This window comes from Algoriphagus sp. AK58 (genome assembly GCF_014324365.1).
Lineage (GTDB): Bacteria > Bacteroidota > Bacteroidia > Cytophagales > Cyclobacteriaceae > Algoriphagus.
Window position 1 is genome coordinate 107,879 of sequence record NZ_QEIG01000013.1, and the last position, 20,884, is coordinate 128,762.

The following is a 20,884-nucleotide window of genomic DNA, read 5'->3' on the forward strand; positions in this document are numbered from 1 at the left end:
TAAAATAACGGCTGTCTGAGATTTCAGACAGCCGTTTTTATTTAGGTTATTTTAAACTTCCGATCATATCCTCAGGTCTCACCCACTCGTCAAACTGTTCGGATGTCAAAAGCTCAAGGGCAATTGCTGCCTCTCTCAAGCTAGTGCCTTCTTTATGCGCCTTCTTAGCGATAGCAGCGGCATTTTCGTAGCCGATGTATGGGTTCAAAGCCGTCACCAGCATCAGGGAATTTTCCAGGTGACGCTGAATCATCGGCGTATTTGGCTCGATACCGATGGCACAATTGTCATTGAAAGACACGCAGGCATCACCGATCAGTCGGGCAGACTGTAGGAAGTTGGCCGCGATCAAAGGCTTGAACACGTTCAGTTCGAAGTGGCCGTTGGAACCACCGATTGTGATGGCTACGTCATTACCCATTACCTGAGCAGCAACCATAGTCATGGCTTCTACTTGAGTTGGGTTTACTTTTCCAGGCATGATGGAGGATCCCGGTTCGTTTTCAGGAATCAGGATTTCACCGATACCGGAGCGAGGTCCTGAGGAAAGCATTCGGATGTCATTGGCGATTTTCATCAGAGATACGGCCAATTGCTTCAAGGCACCGTGTGCTTCGACCATGCCGTCATGAGCAGCCAAAGCTTCGAATTTGTTTGGAGCGGTGACGAATGGATGACCTGAAAGTTCAGCGATCTTTTGAGCTACCAGCTCAGAATAACCTTGAGGAGTATTCAAGCCCGTTCCTACCGCAGTACCGCCCAAGGCAAGTTCGGATAGGTGAGCTAAAGTATTTTTCAAGGCTCTCAAGCCATGATCGAGTTGGGCCACATAGCCGCTAAACTCCTGACCCAGGGTAAGGGGAGTCGCATCCATGAAGTGGGTACGACCGATTTTCACCACATTTTTGAAAGCTTCCGCTTTTTCAGCAAGCGTATCTCTTAATTTTTGAACGCCCGGAATGGTCGTCTCCACTACCATCTGATAGGCTGCGATATGCATTGCCGTAGGGTAGGTATCGTTGGAGGATTGAGACTTGTTGACATCGTCGTTGGGGTGAATTTTCTTTTTGGCATCTTCCAATGATCCTCCCAAAAGCACATGAGCACGGTAGGCAATCACCTCGTTGGCGTTCATATTAGACTGAGTACCTGAGCCGGTTTGCCATATCACCAAGGGGAACTGATCGTCATGCTGACCAGCGAGAATCTCATCACATACTTTTCCGATGATTTCCGCTTTGTCCTGAGCCAGTACTCCCAACTCCGCATTGGTCAATGCAGCGGCTTTTTTCAGGATGGCAAATGCACGGATAATCTCTATCGGCATACGGTTTTTTTCTCCGCCGATTTTGAAATTGTTGATGGATCGTTGGGTTTGAGCACCCCAGTATTTGTCTGCAGGCACCTCTACAGGGCCCATCGTGTCTTTTTCAATTCGGATTGACATGGTATTTGGGAATAGGTGTTTATTTTTTCGGTCGCAAAGTTAAGGGCTGTGATTTTTTCTGCCTAAGCAGGAGACGTTTAATCCTTATCCTTCAGCTGAAAATTGATCAACTGATGAAAGACTTCTCTGGAGAGTTTGTACTGACGATTGAAAAACATCAATCCCAAGGCATAATTCCCGATGGCCAACAGAAAACAAATCAAGCTGTAGCTGAGGTTGGGCAAGAAAAAAAGGTAAAAGGCAGAAAAGGCCGTCAAAATAATACTCCAAAATGCCAAGAAAAACACCGCAGAAGGGAATAGTCGGTATTCTAGGAATATAATACTTCCTCTAGGCGTGTCTTCCAGCTTTCCAATAAGCAAAGGAAGAAAAGTATCTCCTTTTTTGATGGATCGGGAAATCCGGAATCCCTCACGCCCTACCATGCCGTTAAATTTGATCTGATCATTTTGATAGGTACGGGAATCCAGAAAATTCACTTCCCGAGTCACCCGCATCAAATGACCCAAGACCTCTTCTTTGGAAAGAGGGCTCACCAAGGTTTCGGTATGGTAGGGGATCAGATTCAAACAGAATTACTTTACGGCAATGCAGGAGATCTCTACATTCACATTTTTAGGAAGCTTACTTACCTCAACTGTTTCACGGGCCGGAGGGTTTAATTTAAAATATTGGCCGTAGGCTTCATTGATGGTACCAAACTGCCCCATATCTCGGATAAAGATGGTACACTTGACTACATCGGAAAAGCTATATTCTGCAGCACGCAGGATGGCCTCCATGTTTTTCATAACGGCATGGGTCTCTTCGGTAATATTTTCATTGATCAGCTCGCCGGTCTCTGGGTCTAGTGCAATCTGGCCGGATACATAAAGCGTATTTCCAGCCAATACCGCTTGGGAATAGGGCCCGATGGGCGCAGGAGCTTCAGCGGTGAAAATAAGTTGTTTGGACATAGTTGGTAATTTAGTTATTGGGTAATTAGTTTATTGAGTTACTTGGTTAGCAGTCCGAAATCCGAGATCTGAAATCCAAAGTTTCAACATTCCTAGTCGGATCACTGTGACTGAACATTACTTACTACTCACTGCCTACTGCTTCTTTGCTTCATTCCAGTACACATCCATTTCAGCAAGGGTCATGTCGCTTAGATTTTTGCCGGCTTCACGTGCTGCATTCTCGAGGTATTGAAATCGCTTGATGAATTTGAGATTCGTCCGCTCCAAGGCTTCTTCCGGATTGATATCAATGAATCGGGCATAATTGATCAAGGAGAAAAGTAAATCCCCAAATTCGGCAGTTGCCTTAACTTTGTCGATTTCTTTTTCCTCTGCGGCATTGAATTCGTCTTTGAATTCCTGCATCTCCTCCTCTACTTTTTCCCAGACCTGATGTTTTTCTTCCCAATCAAATCCCACTCCTCGGGCTTTTTCCTGAATCCGCATGGCTTTGATGAGGGCAGGAAGTGACTTGGGAACGCCTCCAAGCACAGAAACATTACCTTTTTCCTGAAGCTTGATCTTTTCCCAGTTTTGCTTGACTGTTTCCTCATCTTGGGCTATAGTATCCCCATAAATATGAGGATGACGACGGATAAGTTTGTCGCAAAGTGCATTTGTCAACGTAGCCATATCGAAATTTCCTTCTTCAGATCCGATTTTGGCATAAAAGACAATATGAAGGAGAATATCTCCCAATTCTTTTTTTATTTCCTCCGGATTTCCTTCCAAAATGGCATCAGAAAGTTCAAATGTTTCCTCAATAGTGAGGTGCCTTAGGCTCTCTGTGGTCTGCTTTTTATCCCAAGGACATTGAGCACGAAGCTCATCCATGATGGTCAACAATCGATCAAATGCTGCCAATTGCTCGGCACGGGAACTCAAATTTGACATGTCTTGGGAAACTAAGCTGGAATTGTAAGCGTTTTCGAAGTAAAGCTTTAAATTTGCGCAAATTTATCCGTTATGGCAACTGTATTGATTACACTAGGCTTTGTAGCTTTGTTCTTTGTCCTGATGTCTGTCAGGCTCATATTCCTCAAAAACGGTGAATTTAAAGGCACTTGTGCATCTCAAAGTCCATTTCTCAACAAAGAAGGAGTGACCTGCAGCTATTGTGGAAAAACCGTAGACGCTAACAGCAGCTGTGGAAATCCCGAGAATGAGGTGGACAAAGTAATGGCCAAATTCAAATAATATACCCTGACCGAAAATCTGCGATTTTTTCTTTCAAATTCTTTAAAACCAACTGTACGTGTCGCTTATTAAATCTATTTCCGGAATACGGGGTACCATCGGAGGAAAGGCCGGTGAAGGACTTACCCCCATTGATGTTGTCAAATTTGCTTCAGCTTATGGCGCTTGGGTAATTGAAAAAACCGGGAACCCTAAAGTAGTCATTGGTAGAGACGCCAGGCTCTCTGGTGATATGATATCCCGACTGGTGGCTGCCACACTTCAAGGTATGGGAATCCATGTCATAGATTTGGGATTGAGCACTACCCCTACGGTGGAATTTGCAGTTCCAAGAGAGCAGGCAGGAGGAGGAATCATTCTTACAGCCAGCCATAATCCCATCCAATGGAATGCACTGAAACTTCTGAACTCGGTAGGCGAATTTATATCTGATGAAGAGGGGAAGTTCATTTTGGAAAAAGCTGAAAAGGAAGATTTCTCTTTTGCTGAGGTAAAGAAGCTGGGAAAATATACCATGATTGAAGACTACATCGATCGCCATATCCAGCATGTTCTGGATTTGGAATTGGTGGATGTGGAAGCGATCAAGGCAAGAAACTTCAAAATAGTGGTAGACGCGGTCAACTCCACCGGAGGAATCGCCGTACCTAGGCTTCTTCGCGCTTTGGGTGTGGAGCATATCGAAGAGATGTATTGTACCCCTGACGGTCATTTTCCACACAATCCAGAACCACTTCCTGAAAACCTCCGGGAAATCTCCAAAAAACTGGAGAAAGGAAATTATGACTTAGGTATCGTAGTCGATCCGGATGTGGATCGATTGGCTCTGGTCAATGAAGACGGGTCCATGTTTGGGGAAGAATATACCTTGGTGTCTGTAGCTGACTATGTGCTTTCAAAAACTCCTGGAAATACCGTATCCAACCTTTCCTCTACACGTGCCCTGCGGGATGTGACCGAAAAGCGGGGTGGAAAATACACAGCTGCTGCAGTGGGAGAAGTCAATGTGGTCAATCAAATGAAATCGGCAAATGCGGTAATAGGAGGCGAAGGAAATGGTGGTATCATCTATCCTGCTTCTCATTACGGACGTGACGCCTTGGTCGGTATCGGCTTGTTTTTGACTCACTTGGCCAAGTTTGGAAAGTCCATTTCCATGCTGAGAGCTACCTACCCCAACTATTACATTTCCAAAAACAAGATCGAACTCACACCCGAAATCGATGTGGATAAAATCCTGTTGGAAATCAAGAACAAGTATAAAAAACATCCTATCAACGACATCGACGGAGTGAAAATCGAATTTGAAAAGGAATGGGTACACTTGAGAAAATCAAATACTGAACCTATCATACGAATCTATTCTGAGTCAGATTCTGAAGCTACGGCTGAGCATTTGGCAAAGAAAATCATCCAGGACATCAAAGAAGTGGTCAGTGCATCACTAATTTGAACCTGAATATACCCAGCACCTACACCCAAATATGACAAAGGTTTATTTTGACAATGCCGCCACCACAGCTATGGACGATCGCGTGATCGAAGCCATGCTGCCATTCATGAAATCTCATTTTGGTAATCCTTCTTCTGTTCATAGCCATGGACGTGAAGTAAGGACTGCAATAGAGAAATCCAGAAAAAAAGTAGCGGAATTGCTGAATGCAAGCCCATCTGAGATTTTCTTTACCTCTGGCGGCACAGAAGCTGACAATACGGCTTTGGTCTGTGGAGTAGAAAGTCATGGGATTACCCATGTCATCTCTTCTCCGATTGAACACCATGCAGTACTTCATACCCTGGAGGTACTAGCAAAAAAGGGAACGGTCAAACTAAGCCTCTTGGATGTGAATGAAAAAGGAGAAATCGACTACAACCAACTCGAAAATCTCCTTAAATCTAATCCTGGAAGCCTGATCTCCTTGATGCATGCCAACAACGAGATCGGAAATCTCAATGATCTTAACCGGATCGGAGCTTTGGCAAAGGAATTTGGAGCATTTTTCCATTCTGACACGGTGCAGACGATGGGGCATTATGTCCACGATCTCAAAAATCTTCCCGTAGATGCCATTGTAGCCGGAGGCCATAAATTTCACGGACCAAAAGGTTCAGGATTTTTATTCGTCAGAAAAGAGAAAAAAATCCATCCGTTTATCCATGGAGGTGCGCAAGAACGAAATATGCGAGGAGGAACCGAAAATGTGATCGGAATCATCGGAATCGCAAAAGCTCTAGAACTGGCGTACGAGGATATGGCCGGTCATCGATCCCATATTGAAAAAATAAAAAAGCATTTTATTGAAATGCTTAAAGCTGAGCTACCTGGAGTGGAATTCAACGGATTATCAGCAGATATGGAGAAGAGTCTTTACACTGTTCTGAACGTAAGCCTTCCTCCTTCTGAATCTAATCGAGGGATGCTACTGTTTAATTTGGACTTGGCAGGAATTTCAGCATCCGGGGGATCAGCTTGTAGCTCCGGGGCCACTGTGGGTTCACATGTGTTAAGAGCGTTGAATCATAATCCTGAACGAGATTCTGTGCGGTTCTCCTTCAGCCGTTTCAATACCTTAGAAGAGGTGGATTACACCGTGAACAAACTCAAAGAGCTATACATGGTAGAAGTATAAAATCAAAAAGGAGTCTAATTGACTCCTTTTTTAATGAAACCCAGTAAACTTATTTTGCTGGTTTATACCCAATCGCATAAGGGGTCCAAATCTCGTAAATGGGTTGGCCTTGTGAACTCAATCCACTGTGGTGCCACTCACCCTCAATCACTTTGAAATCAAAGCCCAAGCTGGCTCCAACCCGGGAATTGTCTCTGGAGAAAAAGGTAATGGTCTCCACGTATTTTCCATCCTTGGCGGTGTAAGTTCCACCACCCGTTCCTGAAAATTCCTTTGTTTCTGAATTGAATGCTACCCATTGGAACCTTCCTCCACTTAGAATTTTGATTGTTCTTCGGGCTCCGGGAGTGGATCGGGAAATTTGATCATTTTGCTTGCGGCCGGTGATTACCCAATTTCCAGTCAGTTCGTCTTTTGTGTCGGAAATTTTCTCCCATGTTTCCACCAGCATGCCCTCATTGGTATTGGCAGATAGAGTGAGTTTGTTACCGTTTAGCTCAATTTTAAAAGGAGTAGTTGTCCCTACCTGAAGCGGATTGAGTGTAAAAAAATCCAAGGTTTCAGAATATTTCCCCCCTTCATATTTATAGGGTCCTCCACCTGCTCCAATAAAGGCATTATCAGAAACATTCTTTACCCCGAATGCAAAATAATCATCCTGATAAATCTTGATGTACTCTTGGTCAGTTAAGGCTTTTCCATTTTGACTGATCAATTTCCATGCTCCGTCCAGGCTTTGTCCATTGGCCCAAAAGGCGAATAAGACAAAAGGCAACAAAAGGTATTTTTTCATAGAATTACGGATAAATTGTTTGGAATAGCTGAAATTGAGAAACATTCCAGAAAAAACCAACCTACAGAGTCCCTGATGGTAATTTGACTTGACAAATGGGAGACATACATGAAAGAATACCAATTGGGAAGCAGCAAAGCAGAAATTTTTCTGATGCTGCCCGAACGAAAAGTAAAAAAGGTGATCCTCGGAAAAAAAACGATTGGGCTATTGAGGATAGGGGAACAGTTTTTTGCTTTTGATTCCCAATGTCCCCACCGGGGTGCTGACCTTCTCCAAGCCAATATCAACGGATGGTCCGAGATCATCTGTCCACTTCACCAATATCGTTTTGACCTAAAGACCGGTCAGGTAAGGTCAGGATTTTGCAGTGATCTTCCGGTATTTCCGGTCCGTTTACATGAAGAGGGTTTGACTATTCAAATCCCTCAATGAAGCTTTTGTCCGTTGGGTACTGGCCGCTCACTGGTAGCCAAAATAATCCCTGCGCTCTCAGAGGTAAATCCCGTCACCAAAATCTCGGACATAAAATCGGCTATCTGTCTGGGTTTGAAATTGCAAACACAGATTACCTGCTTTCCAATCAGCTCCTCCCTTGTATAATGGACAGTAACCTGAGCAGATGATTTTTTTATTCCCAACTCCTGACCCAAATCAACCCAAAGTTTATACGCTGGTTTCTTGGCTTTTTCGAATATTTCTGCCCTTATAATGGTACCAATTCGGAGATCTATTTTGTTGAAATCTTCTATGTCAATCGTTTGCATAGCCACATTTTTTACTATTTTTAGGAACATTTTGCAAAACCCGAAGTTAACAGAACAACTATCTTCCACAAGTCATGGCGAAATTCTCAGGATTTCCATTCAAAAAAGCCTCTTTGCTCTGTGTAGCAGTAGGGGGTATGACTCTTTTTGCTACAGATGCATGGGCCCAAGAGGAAAGTAGCCCCAGAATTCCGGAAAAGCCTGTGATTGAAGATCATTCCACAAACATGGAGAATGTTTCTCCATTTGCTTCACAATCAGTTAAATCATCTCCTAACAAGTCGGCAGTTCAAACTGGAAACGTGAAAAGAGATCTACCGGCGGGAGGAATAATGCAGGAGAAAGACGCAAGAAAAAATGAATCCCCATCTACCTTGTCGTTCAACATCTTTCTTTATATCGTAGATAAGTTCAAGCAAGATTAATTTCCACAATGATATCAAATGAAAAAGGAGGCATTGGCCTCCTTTTTCATTTTATCCGTTTGCCACAAATTTTTCCAAATCACTCAAACTGATTTTTCCCTCGTAATAGGCTCTTCCAAAAACAGCAGCATGAAGTCCCAAATCACGGAGTTTTTTGAAATCATCAATTCCCCTTACTCCTCCAGAAGCAGCCAAATGGATATTGGGGAATTTTTCAAGAATTTCTTTGTACAAGGAGAAATTGGGACCTTCCATCACACCATCTCGGGTGACATCAGAGCACTTTAGGTATTTAAGACCTCTGTCATAGAAAAATTCGATATGGTCAAATAGATCAATTTCAGTCTTTTTCAACCAGCCCCTGATTTTGATCTTGTGATCAGAAGGGTTGGTATCGGCAGCAAGATTGATTTTTTCTCTACCATAAGAGAGAATAAACTGTGCAAATCTTTCAGGGTAATTGGCAGCTGCTGAGGCAATAGTGACCGTTTTAGCTCCAAACTCGAAGCATTTGATCACATCACCATCAGTTGAAATTCCGCCTGTAAAATCCACTTTAAGGTCAGTATATCCAGAAATTGCTTCCAAAATGTGATAATTTTTAGGCTCACCTCTTCTTGCTCCATCCAAGTCCACCAAATGCAGCCTTTTTATCCCAATGCCTTCAAAAGCCTGAGCTATTTCCAATGGATTAGAGGAAATGACTTCCTCTGTAGCAAAATCTCCACGCTTGAGACGGACGCATTTCCCGTTGATCAGCCAAATGGAAGGAATGATTTCAAACATAGCGACTTAAGTAAAGGATTAGGGTAATTCTTGAATATTCTATTTCTAAATATACTACAGATGGGGTTTTTAAAAAGAAGATTGATAGGATTCCTTTCTTTTTTTTAACAAACTGGCATCAAATACTATCATCCAGTTAAAAAAACAACTCAAAAATTGATTAATCAATCAATCTGCCAATTCTGCCCTGAGATCCGGAAGCCCAAATACTTTTTTGATCATCCGTGGTTTTTACGGCATGAAAACCAACGGATGAAAAATTCTGCCAGTTCCTTCCTCCGTCAACTGAAAAATCTGAACCATCTGGTCCTACAGCGATCAAAAGACCGTTCTTTTTCAGCAAAGTAACCCCCGATCGATAGCCTTTGGTGGTTTGATTAGGGGCAATAAACTCTCTTCCAGACCAAATGAGCAAATTGCCTTCCCTTATTTCAGGATTTGCATAATCTCCTCCCGCTAAGATCAATTGATTCTTAAAGTGAGTCAAGGCAAAAATCCCCTGAGAAGATTTTCCCTGAATCATCAAAGGAACCGGAATTTTGGTCCATTCTGATTTTGCTAAGGAGTAAATGTGGAGGTTAGACGTACGCCCACCTGTACCCAAAATCAATTGGTCCTTATGAGCAATAAGAGAAGAGGAACTGGCTGCAAAAGCGGCTTCCCCATCATCCGCTTTAGGTAAGTGAGGCAGAGACTTCCAAGATTTCCCCCCATCCGAGGTTTCCAAAATCATCCATTTCCCATCTACCGGATCTCCAAGTACAAATCCTTTTTTTTTATCGATAAACGTAATGGCGTCAAAAAAAGCTTCTTTGCCTTCTTGGTGGACTTTTGTCCAAGACGTCCCTCCGTCTTCTGTTCGATAAATAACCGCTGGCTGACCTGCAGATGCCACCACTGCCACTTTTTCATCAACGGCATGGATCGACCGAAAATCCACCGTATCCAATCCTGCAATCACACCATGATCCCAAGATTTGCCGCCGTCGGTAGTTTTGAGCCAAGTTCCTCCACTTCCACTCGCCCAACAGACAAGGTCTGAAACGGGTGAAAGCCCCCTTAGGGAGGCTTTCACGGGAGTTTGAAATTCTTGCCAGGCGGGATTTTGGGCAAAAGTTGAGGTAATCCCTGTCCAAAAGCAGGTCAGAAAAATCAAAATTCTCATACGATATCCACTTTGCGATAAGCTTCGATCAGGGCCAATTCTCCCTCTTTTCCGGGAAGTGCATTGCCATGCTCCATCCCCATTACTCCGGTAAAACCTTTGTTGTGGATATATTTGAAGACATTAGAATAATTGATCTCACCGGTTCCCGGTTCCTTTCTGCCTGGATTATCGCCGATTTGGATGTAGGCGATTTCGCTCCATGTTTTTTCCATGGTCGCAATCAGGTTGCCTTCGTTTCGCTGCATATGATAGATATCGTATAGAATCTTGCAGGATGGGCTTCCCACTGACTTGCAAATCATATAGGTCTGATCCGCATGACGGAGGAAAAGATCCGGATTGTCACTAAGTGGCTCTAGCACCATGGTCAATCCATGAGGCTCGAAAATTTCCGCCCCACGTTTTAGAGCTTCAATTACATTGCCTGTTTGGACACCCATGGGGAGATTACGCTCAAAATAGCCCGGCACCACCGTCATCCACTTGGCTCCGACACGCTTGGCGACTTCCACGGACTCCCGGCAAGTTTTGAGAAATACATCTAGAAACTCTTGCTTTCCTGTAGTCAAAGACACTTTCCAGTTGTCTCCTCCATCGATCACAAAGACCCCCATTCGCATTCCCAAATCATGGAGTGTCTTGCCTATCAATTCTTGATCGGCAACCGAGCGCTTCAGCATTCCATTGTCCTCCAAGGAGCGGAAACCCTGATCAGCCATGAACTTAAGCTCATCCACCAAACCACCTGGAGCATGATTTTTAAACATGCCAAAATGCGGTGCAAAGTCCATTTTGAAAGGAGCCGCAGCCCCTTTTTCTTTGGAAAAAGCAGGTAGACTCATTGCTCCGGTCGCGCCTACTAAAGCACTTCCTAAGCCAATCTTTTTGATAAAGCCTCTTCTTTCCATGGGTTATATGACTTTGGTTTTGCCGGGAATCGCATGTGGGTAATAGCCATCAGGACCAGGGAGGATTTTTGGCATTGCATCCCAAGCCAATTTCTCAGGAAACAGATCTACCGAACCGTTAAGCGCTTCATCCCAAGTAACTACCTTACCAGAATAAGTAGCATATCTCCCCATGATCGCAGTCAGAGTTGATTTTGCAGCATTCTCTGCATCGGCAAACTTATACTCTCCCTTTACAATTGCCGCCCAAAGCTCATCGTGCTCGACTTGATAAGGGTTGGGGTTATTTTCTCGGTTGTGGGTATAAATTGAATTTCCTTTCCAATCTGTCATCACACCATGATTTCCAGCACTCAGGTATACTTTCCCCTTGGTTCCCTGGAAGGTTTCATCGACCCGATTGGCCGCACCGGGGAAGTGTCGGCATTCTGAATGAATCACCGACCCGTCGGCATACGTCAAGGTCAAGACATGATGATCAAAGATCTCTCCGTGGTCTTTACCCGTACGGACTTGTCGCCCTCCTGTGCCTTCTGCTTTGACAGGATACCCATTCTTTGCCCAATTGGCTATGTCAATATTGTGTACATGCTGCTCTACGATATGATCACCGCAAAGCCAGTTGAAGTAATACCAGTTTCTCATCTGATATTCCATCTCAGTCTGCTCCGGTTTACGTTCACGCACCCATACCCCTCCGTCATTCCAGTACACCTGGCCTCCTACGATATCGCCCAACAGGCCATCTTGAATTCTCTTCATGACTTCTCTGTAGTTTTGCTGATAATGCCGCTGAAGGCCCACCACTACATTGAGTTTTTTGGATTTAGCTACTTCGGCAGCAGCCAAAACTTTTCTTATTCCGGCTGCATCGGTGGCCATGGGTTTCTCGGCAAAAATCTGCTTGCCTTGATTTACCGCTTCCTCAAAATGCGAGGGGCGGAACCCTGGAGGGGCTGCTAATATGACCACATCTGCTTCGGCTATTGCTTTTTTGTATCCGTCAAATCCCACGAACCGTTTTTCGGCAGGGACATCCACTTTGTCTTTTCCGTATTTGTCAAAAATCGCCTTATAACTAGAGTCCAATCGATCCTGAAAAGCATCTGCCATAGCTACTAACTTGATAGGATGTCCTGTCTCAAACGCCTGGAATACCGCTCCGGTACCCCGGCCTCCACAGCCGATGACAGCGAGTTTGATCTGATTGTCCGGGGCTGCATAAGCTCCCGGAACCAAAAATGAGGGGGCCAGCATGCCGCCGGTCACCAAGGCAGAGGTTTTGAGGAAGTCTCTGCGTGAATTCTGATTGTTCATAGTATGGTTATTTGGTTTTAATAATCTGCGATAGGCTCCTGAGTATAATAGGCCATTATTTGCTCTTGAGACGGTGGATTAAGAGGTCTTACTAAACGGAGGCCGATAAAAGGAGCTTCCGGAAACCACCATTGGCTCTTCGGAATCTGCGGATCGATCCGCTTCCAAGAGGGATCCGATATTCCGCGAAATGCAGATCCCATTTCACTTTCAGGCGTTTTGAAGCTTCCTCCACGGACTACGTGAGGGTAAAGTTTAGTAGCCGGATTAACAGGATTGTCCTTGCCTGACCTGCTGTAAAAATTTTCCTCGTAAAAGTCAATGGTCCATTCCTGCACATTCCCAAAGATGTCATAGAGCCCCCATGGATTAGGCTTTTTCTGTCCTATTGGATGGGTTGAGCCACCGCTGTTGGAAGCTGTCCAGGCATATTCGGAAAGTCTGGATTCCTCATTACCAAAGAAAAACCTTTCAGAAGATCCTGCCCTTGCGGCATATTCCCATTCGGCTTCGGTAGGCAATCGGTAAAATATTCCTGTCTTCAAATAAAGCCAATAGCAATACTGAATGGCTCCATACTGAGTCATTCCGACCGCAGGTTTTCCGTCTTTACCCATTCCGAAGGTCATATCCAGGTAAGGTAAACTCGGACGTGTAAGCCCATCTACCCGATCCTCCACTCCTCCTTCTGTCATCGTCTGTTCGTAATGCTTATCCAAAAAAAGTTCGAATGAATCCCAAGTCACCTCATGTGTTCCCATCCAAAAGGCATCAAGTTTGACTTCATGGGCAGGATTTTGATCTGGGAATTTAGAATCATTGGATCCCATCAAAAAGGATCCAGCCGGAATGGGAGTCATGTCAAAAGACACAGGGGTTCCAGGAATTTTTTGGGTATAGGCTTCAAAAACTTCCGATTCGTTGAGCTGAAAACTCATCAAAATCAGACCTGAGGCGACAAGAAACTTCTTCATAGGTAAGCTGGGAGCATGAATGATTGAAAATAAGTCTTTTCTGTTTTTTTTGAATTAGTCTTTTGATGAAAGGTGCCGATAAATGTGAATTCCACTGTCTTTAATTAAAACATAGAGAATTTCTTTGGTGGATTTAACCCCAAGGGTTCCTACTGAATTAAGTTTTCTTATTTAATTAATCTGCATATCCGCTTTCTTACCAGAAAGTTAAGCGAGCTTAAAAAATTTCTAGAAAAGGTTGAAATCTGGAATGCTTCGGTCTTCGGTCATCGGTCTTCCGACCCATTAATCGAAGAGTATTTGGCTGTTGGTACTAATGCGGACAATCATATTAATTATGTTCGAATATTAGTTTTTCAAAGCCTCTTCACCACTTCTTTTTTTGGAATTCTTATTGCCCACATTCCTCTCAAATCTCCTACTTGATGCCCCTTTGCCTTATCATCGGGATAAAGTTCGGCTAGTTTTTGAAGAGTCTCTTGGTTGATCTCCTTGCCAGGCTCACCATGACAGCTGAGGCACATCCCGTTGGGGATTATGATCGGTTTGGTGTAGAGCAAAACCTCGCCATTTTGAAGTTTTTGGATATTGGGATCGCTTTTTATCCCACTCTCAGCATTGTATTCATAGGCCTCCAAAAGAGGTAATTCTTCTTGGTTGGGTGCATCGATTGGGTTTCTGTATCGGTTGGAAACACGCCTGATTTGGATGGAATATTCTTTCTCCAGATCACGTATTATCGGAAGGGCATTAAGATTGCAAAATTCAATAGCGCCCTGAACGCCTGTTTCTGAAATAGCTTTCTGCAGATTGGATATCAGCAGACTCTGTGCTTCCAAAGAAATAGAATCTCCCCATACCATAGCTTCTTGGATAATTTCAACTTCAGTAAGTCTTTTGACTTCCATATTCCGATTGACCTCTTCAAAGGTTTCTTTTGATACCCTTTCTTGTGGACCGCAGGAAAACATAGCCCACACTACTATGATTAAAAAAAAGAGCTTTTTCATCATTTCAATTTTTATGTATTAACTTAAGATGACTAGAATTAGGGAGTAAAGTTCTGTTAATTACCCAATTCTTGTTCTTAATTTACTTTTTAATTCCCATGAACCGAATTGGAGTTATCTTAAAGTGCTTATTTTCCGAGGAATGAAAAAAATTCTATCCGTATTATTTTTTCTGGTCTTTTCAGTTGAGTTTACCTGGTCTCAAACCTGGACCCGGATGCAGGGATGGGGACTTGATTTTGAAACTGTTCATTGGGTAAATGATCAGAAAGTTTTTGCTGCCGGCGAAAACTTGATCATCTATTCAGAGAATGCCGGCACTTCATGGAATGAAGTTCTCCAGAAGTTTGAAACAAGGTTTTATGATATTTCTTTCATAAACGAATCCAAAGGAGTGGCAGTAGGCGATAAAGGCGCGATCTTCCACACCAATGACGGCGGTAAATCTTGGTTAAAAACCATATCTGGAACCACAGAACACCTAAAAAGCATTACAAAAATTGGGGATACCCAGTTGATCACAATTGGAGATAACGGGACAGTTTTAATTTCTTATGATTCGGGTTTGAGTTGGACCAAAATTAATTCAAACACAGGACTGGATTTCAATGAGGTATTTTTTATTAACGAAAACACCGGCTTTATCGCAGCGGAAGCGGGGAATATTTTCAGAACTTTCAATAAAGGATTGACCTGGGAGAAAATCCAACTCTCAACCACCCAAAATCTCAATGGAGTACTATTCACCAGCGAATTGATCGGATATACGGTGGGTAACCAAGGAACTTTTTTCCGAACTACTAACGGAGGAAACACTTGGACCGCATCCCCATCAAATGTCACTACTCCCCTAAAAAAACTGGCTGCAAGCCCTATAGATCCGAGGATTCTTGTAGTCATAGGAGATCAGGCCACTCTGATCCGATCGGTAAATTCTGGAGCAACATTTGGAACGATAAACTTGGGAGCGGGAAATACTCGAAATCTTGGAAATTTAGGATTCAGACCTAACACCAATGTCCTTTTTGGGATAGGACAAAACGGTTACATGATTCAATCCACAAACGGAGGGGCTAACTGGACCACTCGGCAGGCTGGCATTCGTAATGAATTTTCCGCTGCTGATTTTAAATCAAATACAATAGGATTCATTTCTGGAAAAAGTGGAGAATTCTTTGTAACAACAAATGGCGCTATCTCCCTGATAAGTAGACCCCTTCCCGAAAAAATCGACATTCACACCATTGATTTTTGGAATACTGCTTTTGGGTATGCTTCCTCAGCCGGAGGTAAAATATATAGAACCGGAAATTCAGGAAGCAGTTGGGTTGCTGTTCCTTCACAAACACCCAATAAAATTACCGGATTTTACCTTTTTGCTCCTTCCGTATTATACATTACCGGTAACAACGGATATATTTCTAGGTCATTCGATTCTGGTGCTACCTGGGATCAAACGGTAAGGTCAAACACCCAAACAGATCTGAGCGATTTAATCTATTTCGATTTTGGTTTTGGCCTCGCAGTTGGTAAAAACGGTCAAATGAGCAGGACCTTTGGAGGATCTGTCTGGGAAAGTCTCCCTAAGCTGACACAGGAAAATCTAAATGCTTTAGCAAAGTTAGACACTACTACTGCCTTGGTTGTTGGGAATAATGGCGTTGTATTGAAAACCAAAGACAAGGCAATTACCTGGGAAATACTATCCTTTCCAGAAAAGGTAAATCTTCTCTCGGTGGATTTTTGGGATCAAAACCTTGGATTTGTAGTCGGGGAAAACGGAGTGACTTATCAAACCAAGGATGCAGGAAAAACTTGGTTTAAAATAAACAGCGGAACCACTCGCGACCTTCTTTCCATCAATTACGGTGACCCAAACTCTGCCTTTGCGGTCGGAAAAGACGGCACCATTCTCAGCTATTCCTGTACTCCTCCGGGAGGTATAAGTCCTATTACAGGGAATAGCTCAGAGTGCCTCGGCACAAGCACGTATTCAATTACAAGTCAACCCGAGCCTGGTTCAGAAATTGTCTGGAGGGTAGATGGTGGAAATATTATAACGGGTCAGGGAACTCCTTCCATTGAAGTAGAATGGACAAAGACAGGGAGAAATGCTGTTTTAGTCAGTCGAGTCAATTTTTGCGGTAACGGAGAAACGTCAGCCTTGGAAATCACAGTCTCCCAAATCCCTAATTTAAATCAGCCCATATCCGGAGAAGGTTCGGTTTGCCTTGAAACCAATCACACGTATTCCGTAATCAACCAAAATGGAACTACTTATTCCTGGGAAGTAACAGGTGGAGAAATTGTAACCGGACAAGGCTCAGCTTCGGTCTCAATCATTTGGAAAACCCAAGGAAACCAAAAAATCAGCGTAACTCCTTCCAATTCCTGTGGAAAGGGGAATCCCATTTCAAAACTCATTCAGGTAAATAAAACTCCAGACCAACCATCAGCTATCCAGGGTGAGAGTCAAACCGCCCTTGGGGAATACAAATACCAGACTACAGCCATACCTGGATTAAATTATCGATGGACGATTTCAGGGGGAGGAAGGATTTTGTCCGGTCAAGGAAGCTCCAGCATCCATGTGATTTGGGAAACGGAAGGAAACTTTGACTTGTCAGTAGAGGCACAAAACGAATGTAATTTTGGTCCAAAAAGAGTATTAGCTGTAAATGTGAACATCATTACCGGATTAGAACCCGATCCCCTGCTTCAAGACCTAATCCTTTATCCTAACCCAAGCCATGGAAGCCTTTCAATACAATCGTCAAACTTGGATTCCTTCTCCGAACTACGGGTAATCAACTCCCTCGGTCAGATTATTTATTCTTCAATTATCAAACAAGGCTCGAAGCAGGAAGAATTGTCATGGCTTCCACGAGGAGTACATTTTGTTCAGTTGATAGACAAAAAAAGGATCGTCACCAGAAAGGTAATCGTCAATTGATCGGAAAGTTCCACTGGAAAAAAATTAAATATCTCAAGAAAGTATTATTTAAGCCTGTTTCGAAATTTTATTTTGTTAACAAAGAATAACTTCCTGTTTCTTAACAAAAAATTAAATTTTCAAACTGTATTAAGATCAAACTCAAAATATCCTTAGGAATTCAATATTGTGAATCTTGGGCTTTTTTCTGTCCTTTGAGGAAAAATAAACCCAGATGAATTCCAGATATTTTCACCCAGAAAGCCTGATGATGTCATACGGCTATAAGCCCGAACTTTCAGAAGGCGCAGTCAAATGCCCTATCTTTCAGACCTCAACTTTTGTCTTTAAAACAGCTCAGGAAGGAAAAGAATTTTTTGAGCTTGCGTATGGAAAAAGGGAAAAATCTCCTGGAGAAGAACCCGGATTAATCTATTCCCGATTAAACAACCCGGATCTTCAAATTCTGGAAGAAAGGCTTTGCCTTTGGGATGGTGCAGATGAATGCGCTGTATTTGAAAGCGGAATGTCAGCCATTTCCACGGTATTGTTGGAATTTTTAAGACCAGGGGACTCTCTCTTGTATAGCAAGCCGGTCTATGGTGGTACCGATCATTTTATCAACAAGGTGCTACCCCAATATGGAATCCATGGAATTGGATTTACCCCGGAAGACTCCGTACAAGAAATTTTACAGCGAGCAAAAGGCGCAAAAGTGAAATTGGTCTATGTTGAAACCCCTGCCAATCCGACCAATGCACTTTTTGACTTGGAATTATGCAGAGAAGTGGCTGATCGACTAAGTGATCAAGAAACCGAGGTCTATGTAGTGGTAGACAACACCTACATGGGACCACTCTGGCAGCATCCACTCAAACATGGAGCTGATTTGGTCATGTATTCTGCTACCAAATACATCGGAGGTCATTCCGATTTGATCGCTGGAGCGGTTTTGGGAAAGAAGGATTTGATGAGAAGAGTTCGTACTCTCCGGACATTTCTCGGGAATATGGCAGGTCCATGGACTGGGTGGCTCCTGATGCGGAGTCTGGAGACACTAAAAGTACGGATGACTCAGCAGGCAGAAAACGCCTCGAAAGTGGCCGATTACCTCGCTGCCCATCCTAAAGTGGAAAAAGTATATTATTTGGGACATATTCCGGAAAATTCCTCACAATACCGAATCTTCAAAAAGCAACTTTCCTGCGCTGGCGCTATGGTTTCTTTTGATATCCAAGGAGGGGAAAAAGAAGCATTCCAATTTTTGGATAACTTAAAACTCTTTCACTTAGCCGTTTCTCTGGGAAGTACAGAATCTCTTGCAGAGCATCCCGCGACCATGACTCACAGCGATGTCAGCGACGAGGACCGGAACCAACTGGGAATCTCTGAAAAACTTATCCGACTGTCTATCGGTGTGGAACATCCTGAGGACCTCATATGGGACATTCAACAGGCATTGGAAAAAGTCGGTTAAATGAATAAGGGATGAAGTTTATTCTTCATCCCTTATTCTTACATATTGGAATATATCTCCTACCCTTCCTCTCTTAATAAAACCCTTTTTCAATATTGCTTCAGGGATATATCCTGCCTTTTCGAGCACGTTCATGGATTCTCCATTGAAGTCGTAGACCTGTGCAAAAATCCGTTGAATATCAAATTTTTCGAAAATGTAATCGGTATAGAGCTTCACTGCCTCTGTAGCTATGCCTTTGCCCCAAAATGGCTCTCCTATCCAAAATCCAAGTTCCATATTGGTTCGCAATTCATCTTTGCCACGCTCTGCCCCAATGGATCCAGCCAGCCTTCCTTCAAACTCAATCGCAAAATTCTGAGGAGGATTGAATTTTTGATTGTGCTCAATCCAATGCCGGGCATCATGAATCGTGTAAGGTTGGGGATAACTATCCCTGAGATTCATGGCAATTTTAGGATTATTGGCTATAGGATAGAGCTGATGAAAATGAGAGTCATTCCATGTCACCAGATTGATTTCTCTTTCTCCTTCAATAATCATAATTCTACTGGGTTAGCTTAGGTGGGTATTTATTTATCAATATACTTTCTTAATTCATTCCTGCAAAGCCTGTACCTATTACTCAATCCCTCCAGCCTGCATTTTTTCGAGATTTTCCGCCAGTCTTAGCGCGGAGATAAATTCTTCGATGTGTCCATCCATGACTTCAGGCAAATTGTACACCGTTTTGTTGATCCGATGGTCTGTGACACGCGACTGGGGATAATTATAAGTTCGGATTTTGTCGGAGCGATCTCCACTGCCGACCATGGACTTTCGCTGGGCACCCACCGCCTCATTGTGCTTGGCCAGCTCGATTTCATAGAGTCTCGAACGAAGTACCTTTAGCGCCTTTTCGAAGTTTTTGATTTGGGATTTCTCATCCTGGCAGGTGACTACCAATCCGGTAGGATTGTGGGTCAATCGGACCGCAGAATAGGTCGTGTTAACCGACTGGCCACCTGGTCCTGAAGAACAAAAAGTGTCTTTGCGGATATCATTCATATCCAAATGCACCTCGACTTCATCCATTTCGGGGAGAACCGCCACAGATGCAGCAGAGGTATGCACTCTCCCCTGAGATTCAGTGGCTGGCACTCTCTGAACCCGATGCACTCCCGATTCATACTTGAGCATTCCATAGACATCTGCTCCGGATACAGTCGCGATAATTTCCTTATATCCTCCTGCCGAACCAAAAGTCAAATCCAGGACCGTGAGCTTCCATCCCTGCATTTCACAGAATCGCTCATACATCCTAAAAAGATCCCCTGCGAAAATCGCCGCTTCATCACCTCCGGTCCCCCCTCGTATTTCCAGGATACAATCTTTGGAATCATTGGGATCTTTCGGGATCAAAAGCTCCTTCAACTCACCCTCTAAGACTTCTTTACGCTCACGCAAGTCATCCAATTCTGCCTTAGCCATTTCCCGGAATTCAGGATCTTTTTCTTTTTCGAGCATCTCTTTAGAGCTGTCGATATTTTTTAGAACCAGAGCATATTCGTCATACACGGCCACGATTTTCTCCAGATCCTTATATTCCTTGGTAAGCTTGGCATATTTGCTCATGTCAGACATAGAATCCGGCAAAATGATTAGCTGACCTACTTCTTCAAATCGTTCTTTAAGGGCTTGTAATTTATCCAGCATGGGTTTTTTCTTGGCTGCGCAAAAGTACGGATTTTATTGGCTGGCTTGTGGCCAATTCCTGCCTAAAGCATATGTTTTGTAGCAAGAAAGAATTACTTGACGTTATGATAGTATGAGAAAATTACCTCTGATTCTGCTTCTTTCCTCAATATTTTTCCTCTCTTCTTGTGAAAAAGAAGAGCCATTATCAGGCTGTATCGATCCGGAAAGGATCAGAAGTGGACCTTGTACCTTTGACTATACGCCAGTCTGTGGTTGTAACGGCAGGACCTATCCAAATGCCTGCGCTGCGGATTTAGCAGGACTAAAATCATGGACGGCAGGAGCTTGCAACTAAAAAGCCCGAATCACATCTTCGGG

22 protein-coding genes are annotated in these 20,884 nt (G+C 43.5%); 8 read left to right on the plus strand and 14 right to left on the minus strand.

Going from position 1 to position 20,884, the window contains the following annotated elements; genetic code table 11:
• Window positions 1-46: 46 nt before the first annotated feature.
• The 4 genes from fumC to mazG all read right to left on the minus strand — a co-directional run bounded on the left by fumC (window position 47) and on the right by mazG (window position 3,339).
• Window positions 47-1,447: a class II fumarate hydratase gene (gene fumC / locus DDT91_RS12555; RefSeq protein WP_187176531.1), complete on the minus strand. Its 1,401-nt coding sequence runs from the start codon at window positions 1,445-1,447 to the stop codon at window positions 47-49.
• 77 nt (window positions 1,448-1,524) lie between these two features.
• Window positions 1,525-2,016 carry a hypothetical protein gene (locus tag DDT91_RS12560; RefSeq protein ID WP_187176532.1) on the minus strand — a complete coding sequence of 164 codons (492 nt, stop codon included), beginning with the start codon at window positions 2,014-2,016 and terminating at the stop codon, window positions 1,525-1,527.
• Between the two features lie 6 nt (window positions 2,017-2,022).
• On the minus strand, window positions 2,023-2,403 hold the full coding sequence (locus DDT91_RS12565) for a RidA family protein (RefSeq protein WP_187176533.1): 381 nt from the start codon (window positions 2,401-2,403) through the stop codon (window positions 2,023-2,025).
• 135 nt (window positions 2,404-2,538) lie between these two features.
• The gene (gene mazG / locus DDT91_RS12570) at window positions 2,539-3,339 is read right to left on the minus strand and encodes a nucleoside triphosphate pyrophosphohydrolase (RefSeq protein ID WP_187176534.1); all 801 of its coding nucleotides are present in this window, start codon (window positions 3,337-3,339) and stop codon (window positions 2,539-2,541) included.
• Window positions 3,340-3,411: 72 nt separating this feature from the next.
• On the opposite strand from mazG, the gene DDT91_RS12575 reads away from it, so the two are divergent.
• The 3 genes from DDT91_RS12575 to DDT91_RS12585 are packed head-to-tail and all read left to right on the plus strand — an operon-like array spanning window position 3,412 to window position 6,272.
• Entirely contained in the window at window positions 3,412-3,642 is a 231-nt protein-coding gene (locus tag DDT91_RS12575) for a hypothetical protein (protein WP_187176535.1), read from the plus strand.
• A gap of 58 nt (window positions 3,643-3,700) precedes the next feature.
• Window positions 3,701-5,095, plus strand: a complete 1,395-nt coding sequence (glmM, locus tag DDT91_RS12580) for a phosphoglucosamine mutase (protein ID WP_187176536.1) — start codon at window positions 3,701-3,703, stop codon at window positions 5,093-5,095.
• 31 nt (window positions 5,096-5,126) lie between these two features.
• Window positions 5,127-6,272 (plus strand): cysteine desulfurase family protein, encoded by a 1,146-nt coding sequence (locus DDT91_RS12585; protein WP_187176537.1) that lies wholly within the window; start codon window positions 5,127-5,129, stop codon window positions 6,270-6,272.
• A 49-nt stretch (window positions 6,273-6,321) separates the two neighbouring features.
• Here the strand turns inward: DDT91_RS12585 and DDT91_RS12590 are convergent, their stop codons facing one another.
• Window positions 6,322-7,065: a hypothetical protein gene (locus tag DDT91_RS12590; RefSeq protein WP_187176538.1), complete on the minus strand. Its 744-nt coding sequence runs from the start codon at window positions 7,063-7,065 to the stop codon at window positions 6,322-6,324.
• Between the two features lie 108 nt (window positions 7,066-7,173).
• Between DDT91_RS12590 and DDT91_RS12595 the strand changes: the two genes are divergently transcribed.
• The gene (locus DDT91_RS12595) at window positions 7,174-7,500 is read left to right on the plus strand and encodes a Rieske (2Fe-2S) protein (RefSeq protein WP_187176539.1); all 327 of its coding nucleotides are present in this window, start codon (window positions 7,174-7,176) and stop codon (window positions 7,498-7,500) included.
• On the opposite strand, the gene DDT91_RS12600 is transcribed toward DDT91_RS12595, so the two are convergent.
• Entirely contained in the window at window positions 7,494-7,832 is a 339-nt protein-coding gene (locus DDT91_RS12600) for a tRNA-binding protein (protein WP_187176540.1), read from the minus strand. The two genes, DDT91_RS12595 and DDT91_RS12600, sit on opposite strands and share 7 nt — an antisense overlap.
• A 74-nt stretch (window positions 7,833-7,906) precedes the next feature.
• On the opposite strand from DDT91_RS12600, the gene DDT91_RS12605 reads away from it, so the two are divergent.
• Window positions 7,907-8,257: a hypothetical protein gene (locus DDT91_RS12605; protein WP_187176541.1), complete on the plus strand. Its 351-nt coding sequence runs from the start codon at window positions 7,907-7,909 to the stop codon at window positions 8,255-8,257.
• Between the two features lie 51 nt (window positions 8,258-8,308).
• On the opposite strand, the gene DDT91_RS12610 is transcribed toward DDT91_RS12605, so the two are convergent.
• From DDT91_RS12610 to DDT91_RS12635, 6 genes are all read right to left on the minus strand, one after another.
• Window positions 8,309-9,043 (minus strand): HisA/HisF-related TIM barrel protein, encoded by a 735-nt coding sequence (locus DDT91_RS12610; protein ID WP_187176542.1) that lies wholly within the window; start codon window positions 9,041-9,043, stop codon window positions 8,309-8,311.
• A 160-nt stretch (window positions 9,044-9,203) separates the two neighbouring features.
• Window positions 9,204-10,208, minus strand: a complete 1,005-nt coding sequence (locus DDT91_RS12615) for a YCF48-related protein (RefSeq protein WP_187176543.1) — start codon at window positions 10,206-10,208, stop codon at window positions 9,204-9,206.
• Complete coding sequence (locus DDT91_RS12620; RefSeq protein ID WP_187176544.1) at window positions 10,205-11,119, minus strand: hydroxypyruvate isomerase family protein; 915 nt, start codon at window positions 11,117-11,119, stop codon at window positions 10,205-10,207. The genes DDT91_RS12615 and DDT91_RS12620 overlap by 4 nt, the downstream gene beginning before the upstream one ends.
• Before the next feature lie 3 nt (window positions 11,120-11,122).
• A complete protein-coding gene (locus DDT91_RS12625; protein ID WP_187176545.1) occupies window positions 11,123-12,436 on the minus strand; it encodes a Gfo/Idh/MocA family protein in 1,314 nt (437 codons plus the stop codon).
• Between the two features lie 17 nt (window positions 12,437-12,453).
• Window positions 12,454-13,410: an SUMF1/EgtB/PvdO family nonheme iron enzyme gene (locus DDT91_RS12630; protein WP_187176546.1), complete on the minus strand. Its 957-nt coding sequence runs from the start codon at window positions 13,408-13,410 to the stop codon at window positions 12,454-12,456.
• Window positions 13,411-13,766: 356 nt separating this feature from the next.
• On the minus strand, window positions 13,767-14,420 hold the full coding sequence (locus DDT91_RS12635; protein ID WP_187176547.1) for a DUF3365 domain-containing protein: 654 nt from the start codon (window positions 14,418-14,420) through the stop codon (window positions 13,767-13,769).
• Window positions 14,421-14,562: 142 nt separating this feature from the next.
• Here DDT91_RS12635 and DDT91_RS12640 point away from each other — a divergent pair, with 142 nt between their 5' ends.
• The gene (locus DDT91_RS12640) at window positions 14,563-17,373 is read left to right on the plus strand and encodes a YCF48-related protein (RefSeq protein ID WP_187176548.1); all 2,811 of its coding nucleotides are present in this window, start codon (window positions 14,563-14,565) and stop codon (window positions 17,371-17,373) included.
• A 214-nt stretch (window positions 17,374-17,587) separates the two neighbouring features.
• On the plus strand, window positions 17,588-18,829 hold the full coding sequence (locus tag DDT91_RS12645; protein ID WP_187176549.1) for a cystathionine gamma-synthase family protein: 1,242 nt from the start codon (window positions 17,588-17,590) through the stop codon (window positions 18,827-18,829).
• 18 nt (window positions 18,830-18,847) lie between these two features.
• On the opposite strand, the gene DDT91_RS12650 is transcribed toward DDT91_RS12645, so the two are convergent.
• A complete protein-coding gene (locus DDT91_RS12650; RefSeq protein WP_187176550.1) occupies window positions 18,848-19,372 on the minus strand; it encodes a GNAT family N-acetyltransferase in 525 nt (174 codons plus the stop codon).
• A 78-nt stretch (window positions 19,373-19,450) separates the two neighbouring features.
• On the minus strand, window positions 19,451-20,524 hold the full coding sequence (prfA, locus tag DDT91_RS12655; protein WP_187176551.1) for a peptide chain release factor 1: 1,074 nt from the start codon (window positions 20,522-20,524) through the stop codon (window positions 19,451-19,453).
• Between the two features lie 112 nt (window positions 20,525-20,636).
• Here prfA and DDT91_RS12660 point away from each other — a divergent pair, with 112 nt between their 5' ends.
• On the plus strand, window positions 20,637-20,861 hold the full coding sequence (locus tag DDT91_RS12660; protein WP_187176552.1) for a Kazal-type serine protease inhibitor domain-containing protein: 225 nt from the start codon (window positions 20,637-20,639) through the stop codon (window positions 20,859-20,861).
• Window positions 20,862-20,884 lie beyond the last annotated feature (23 nt).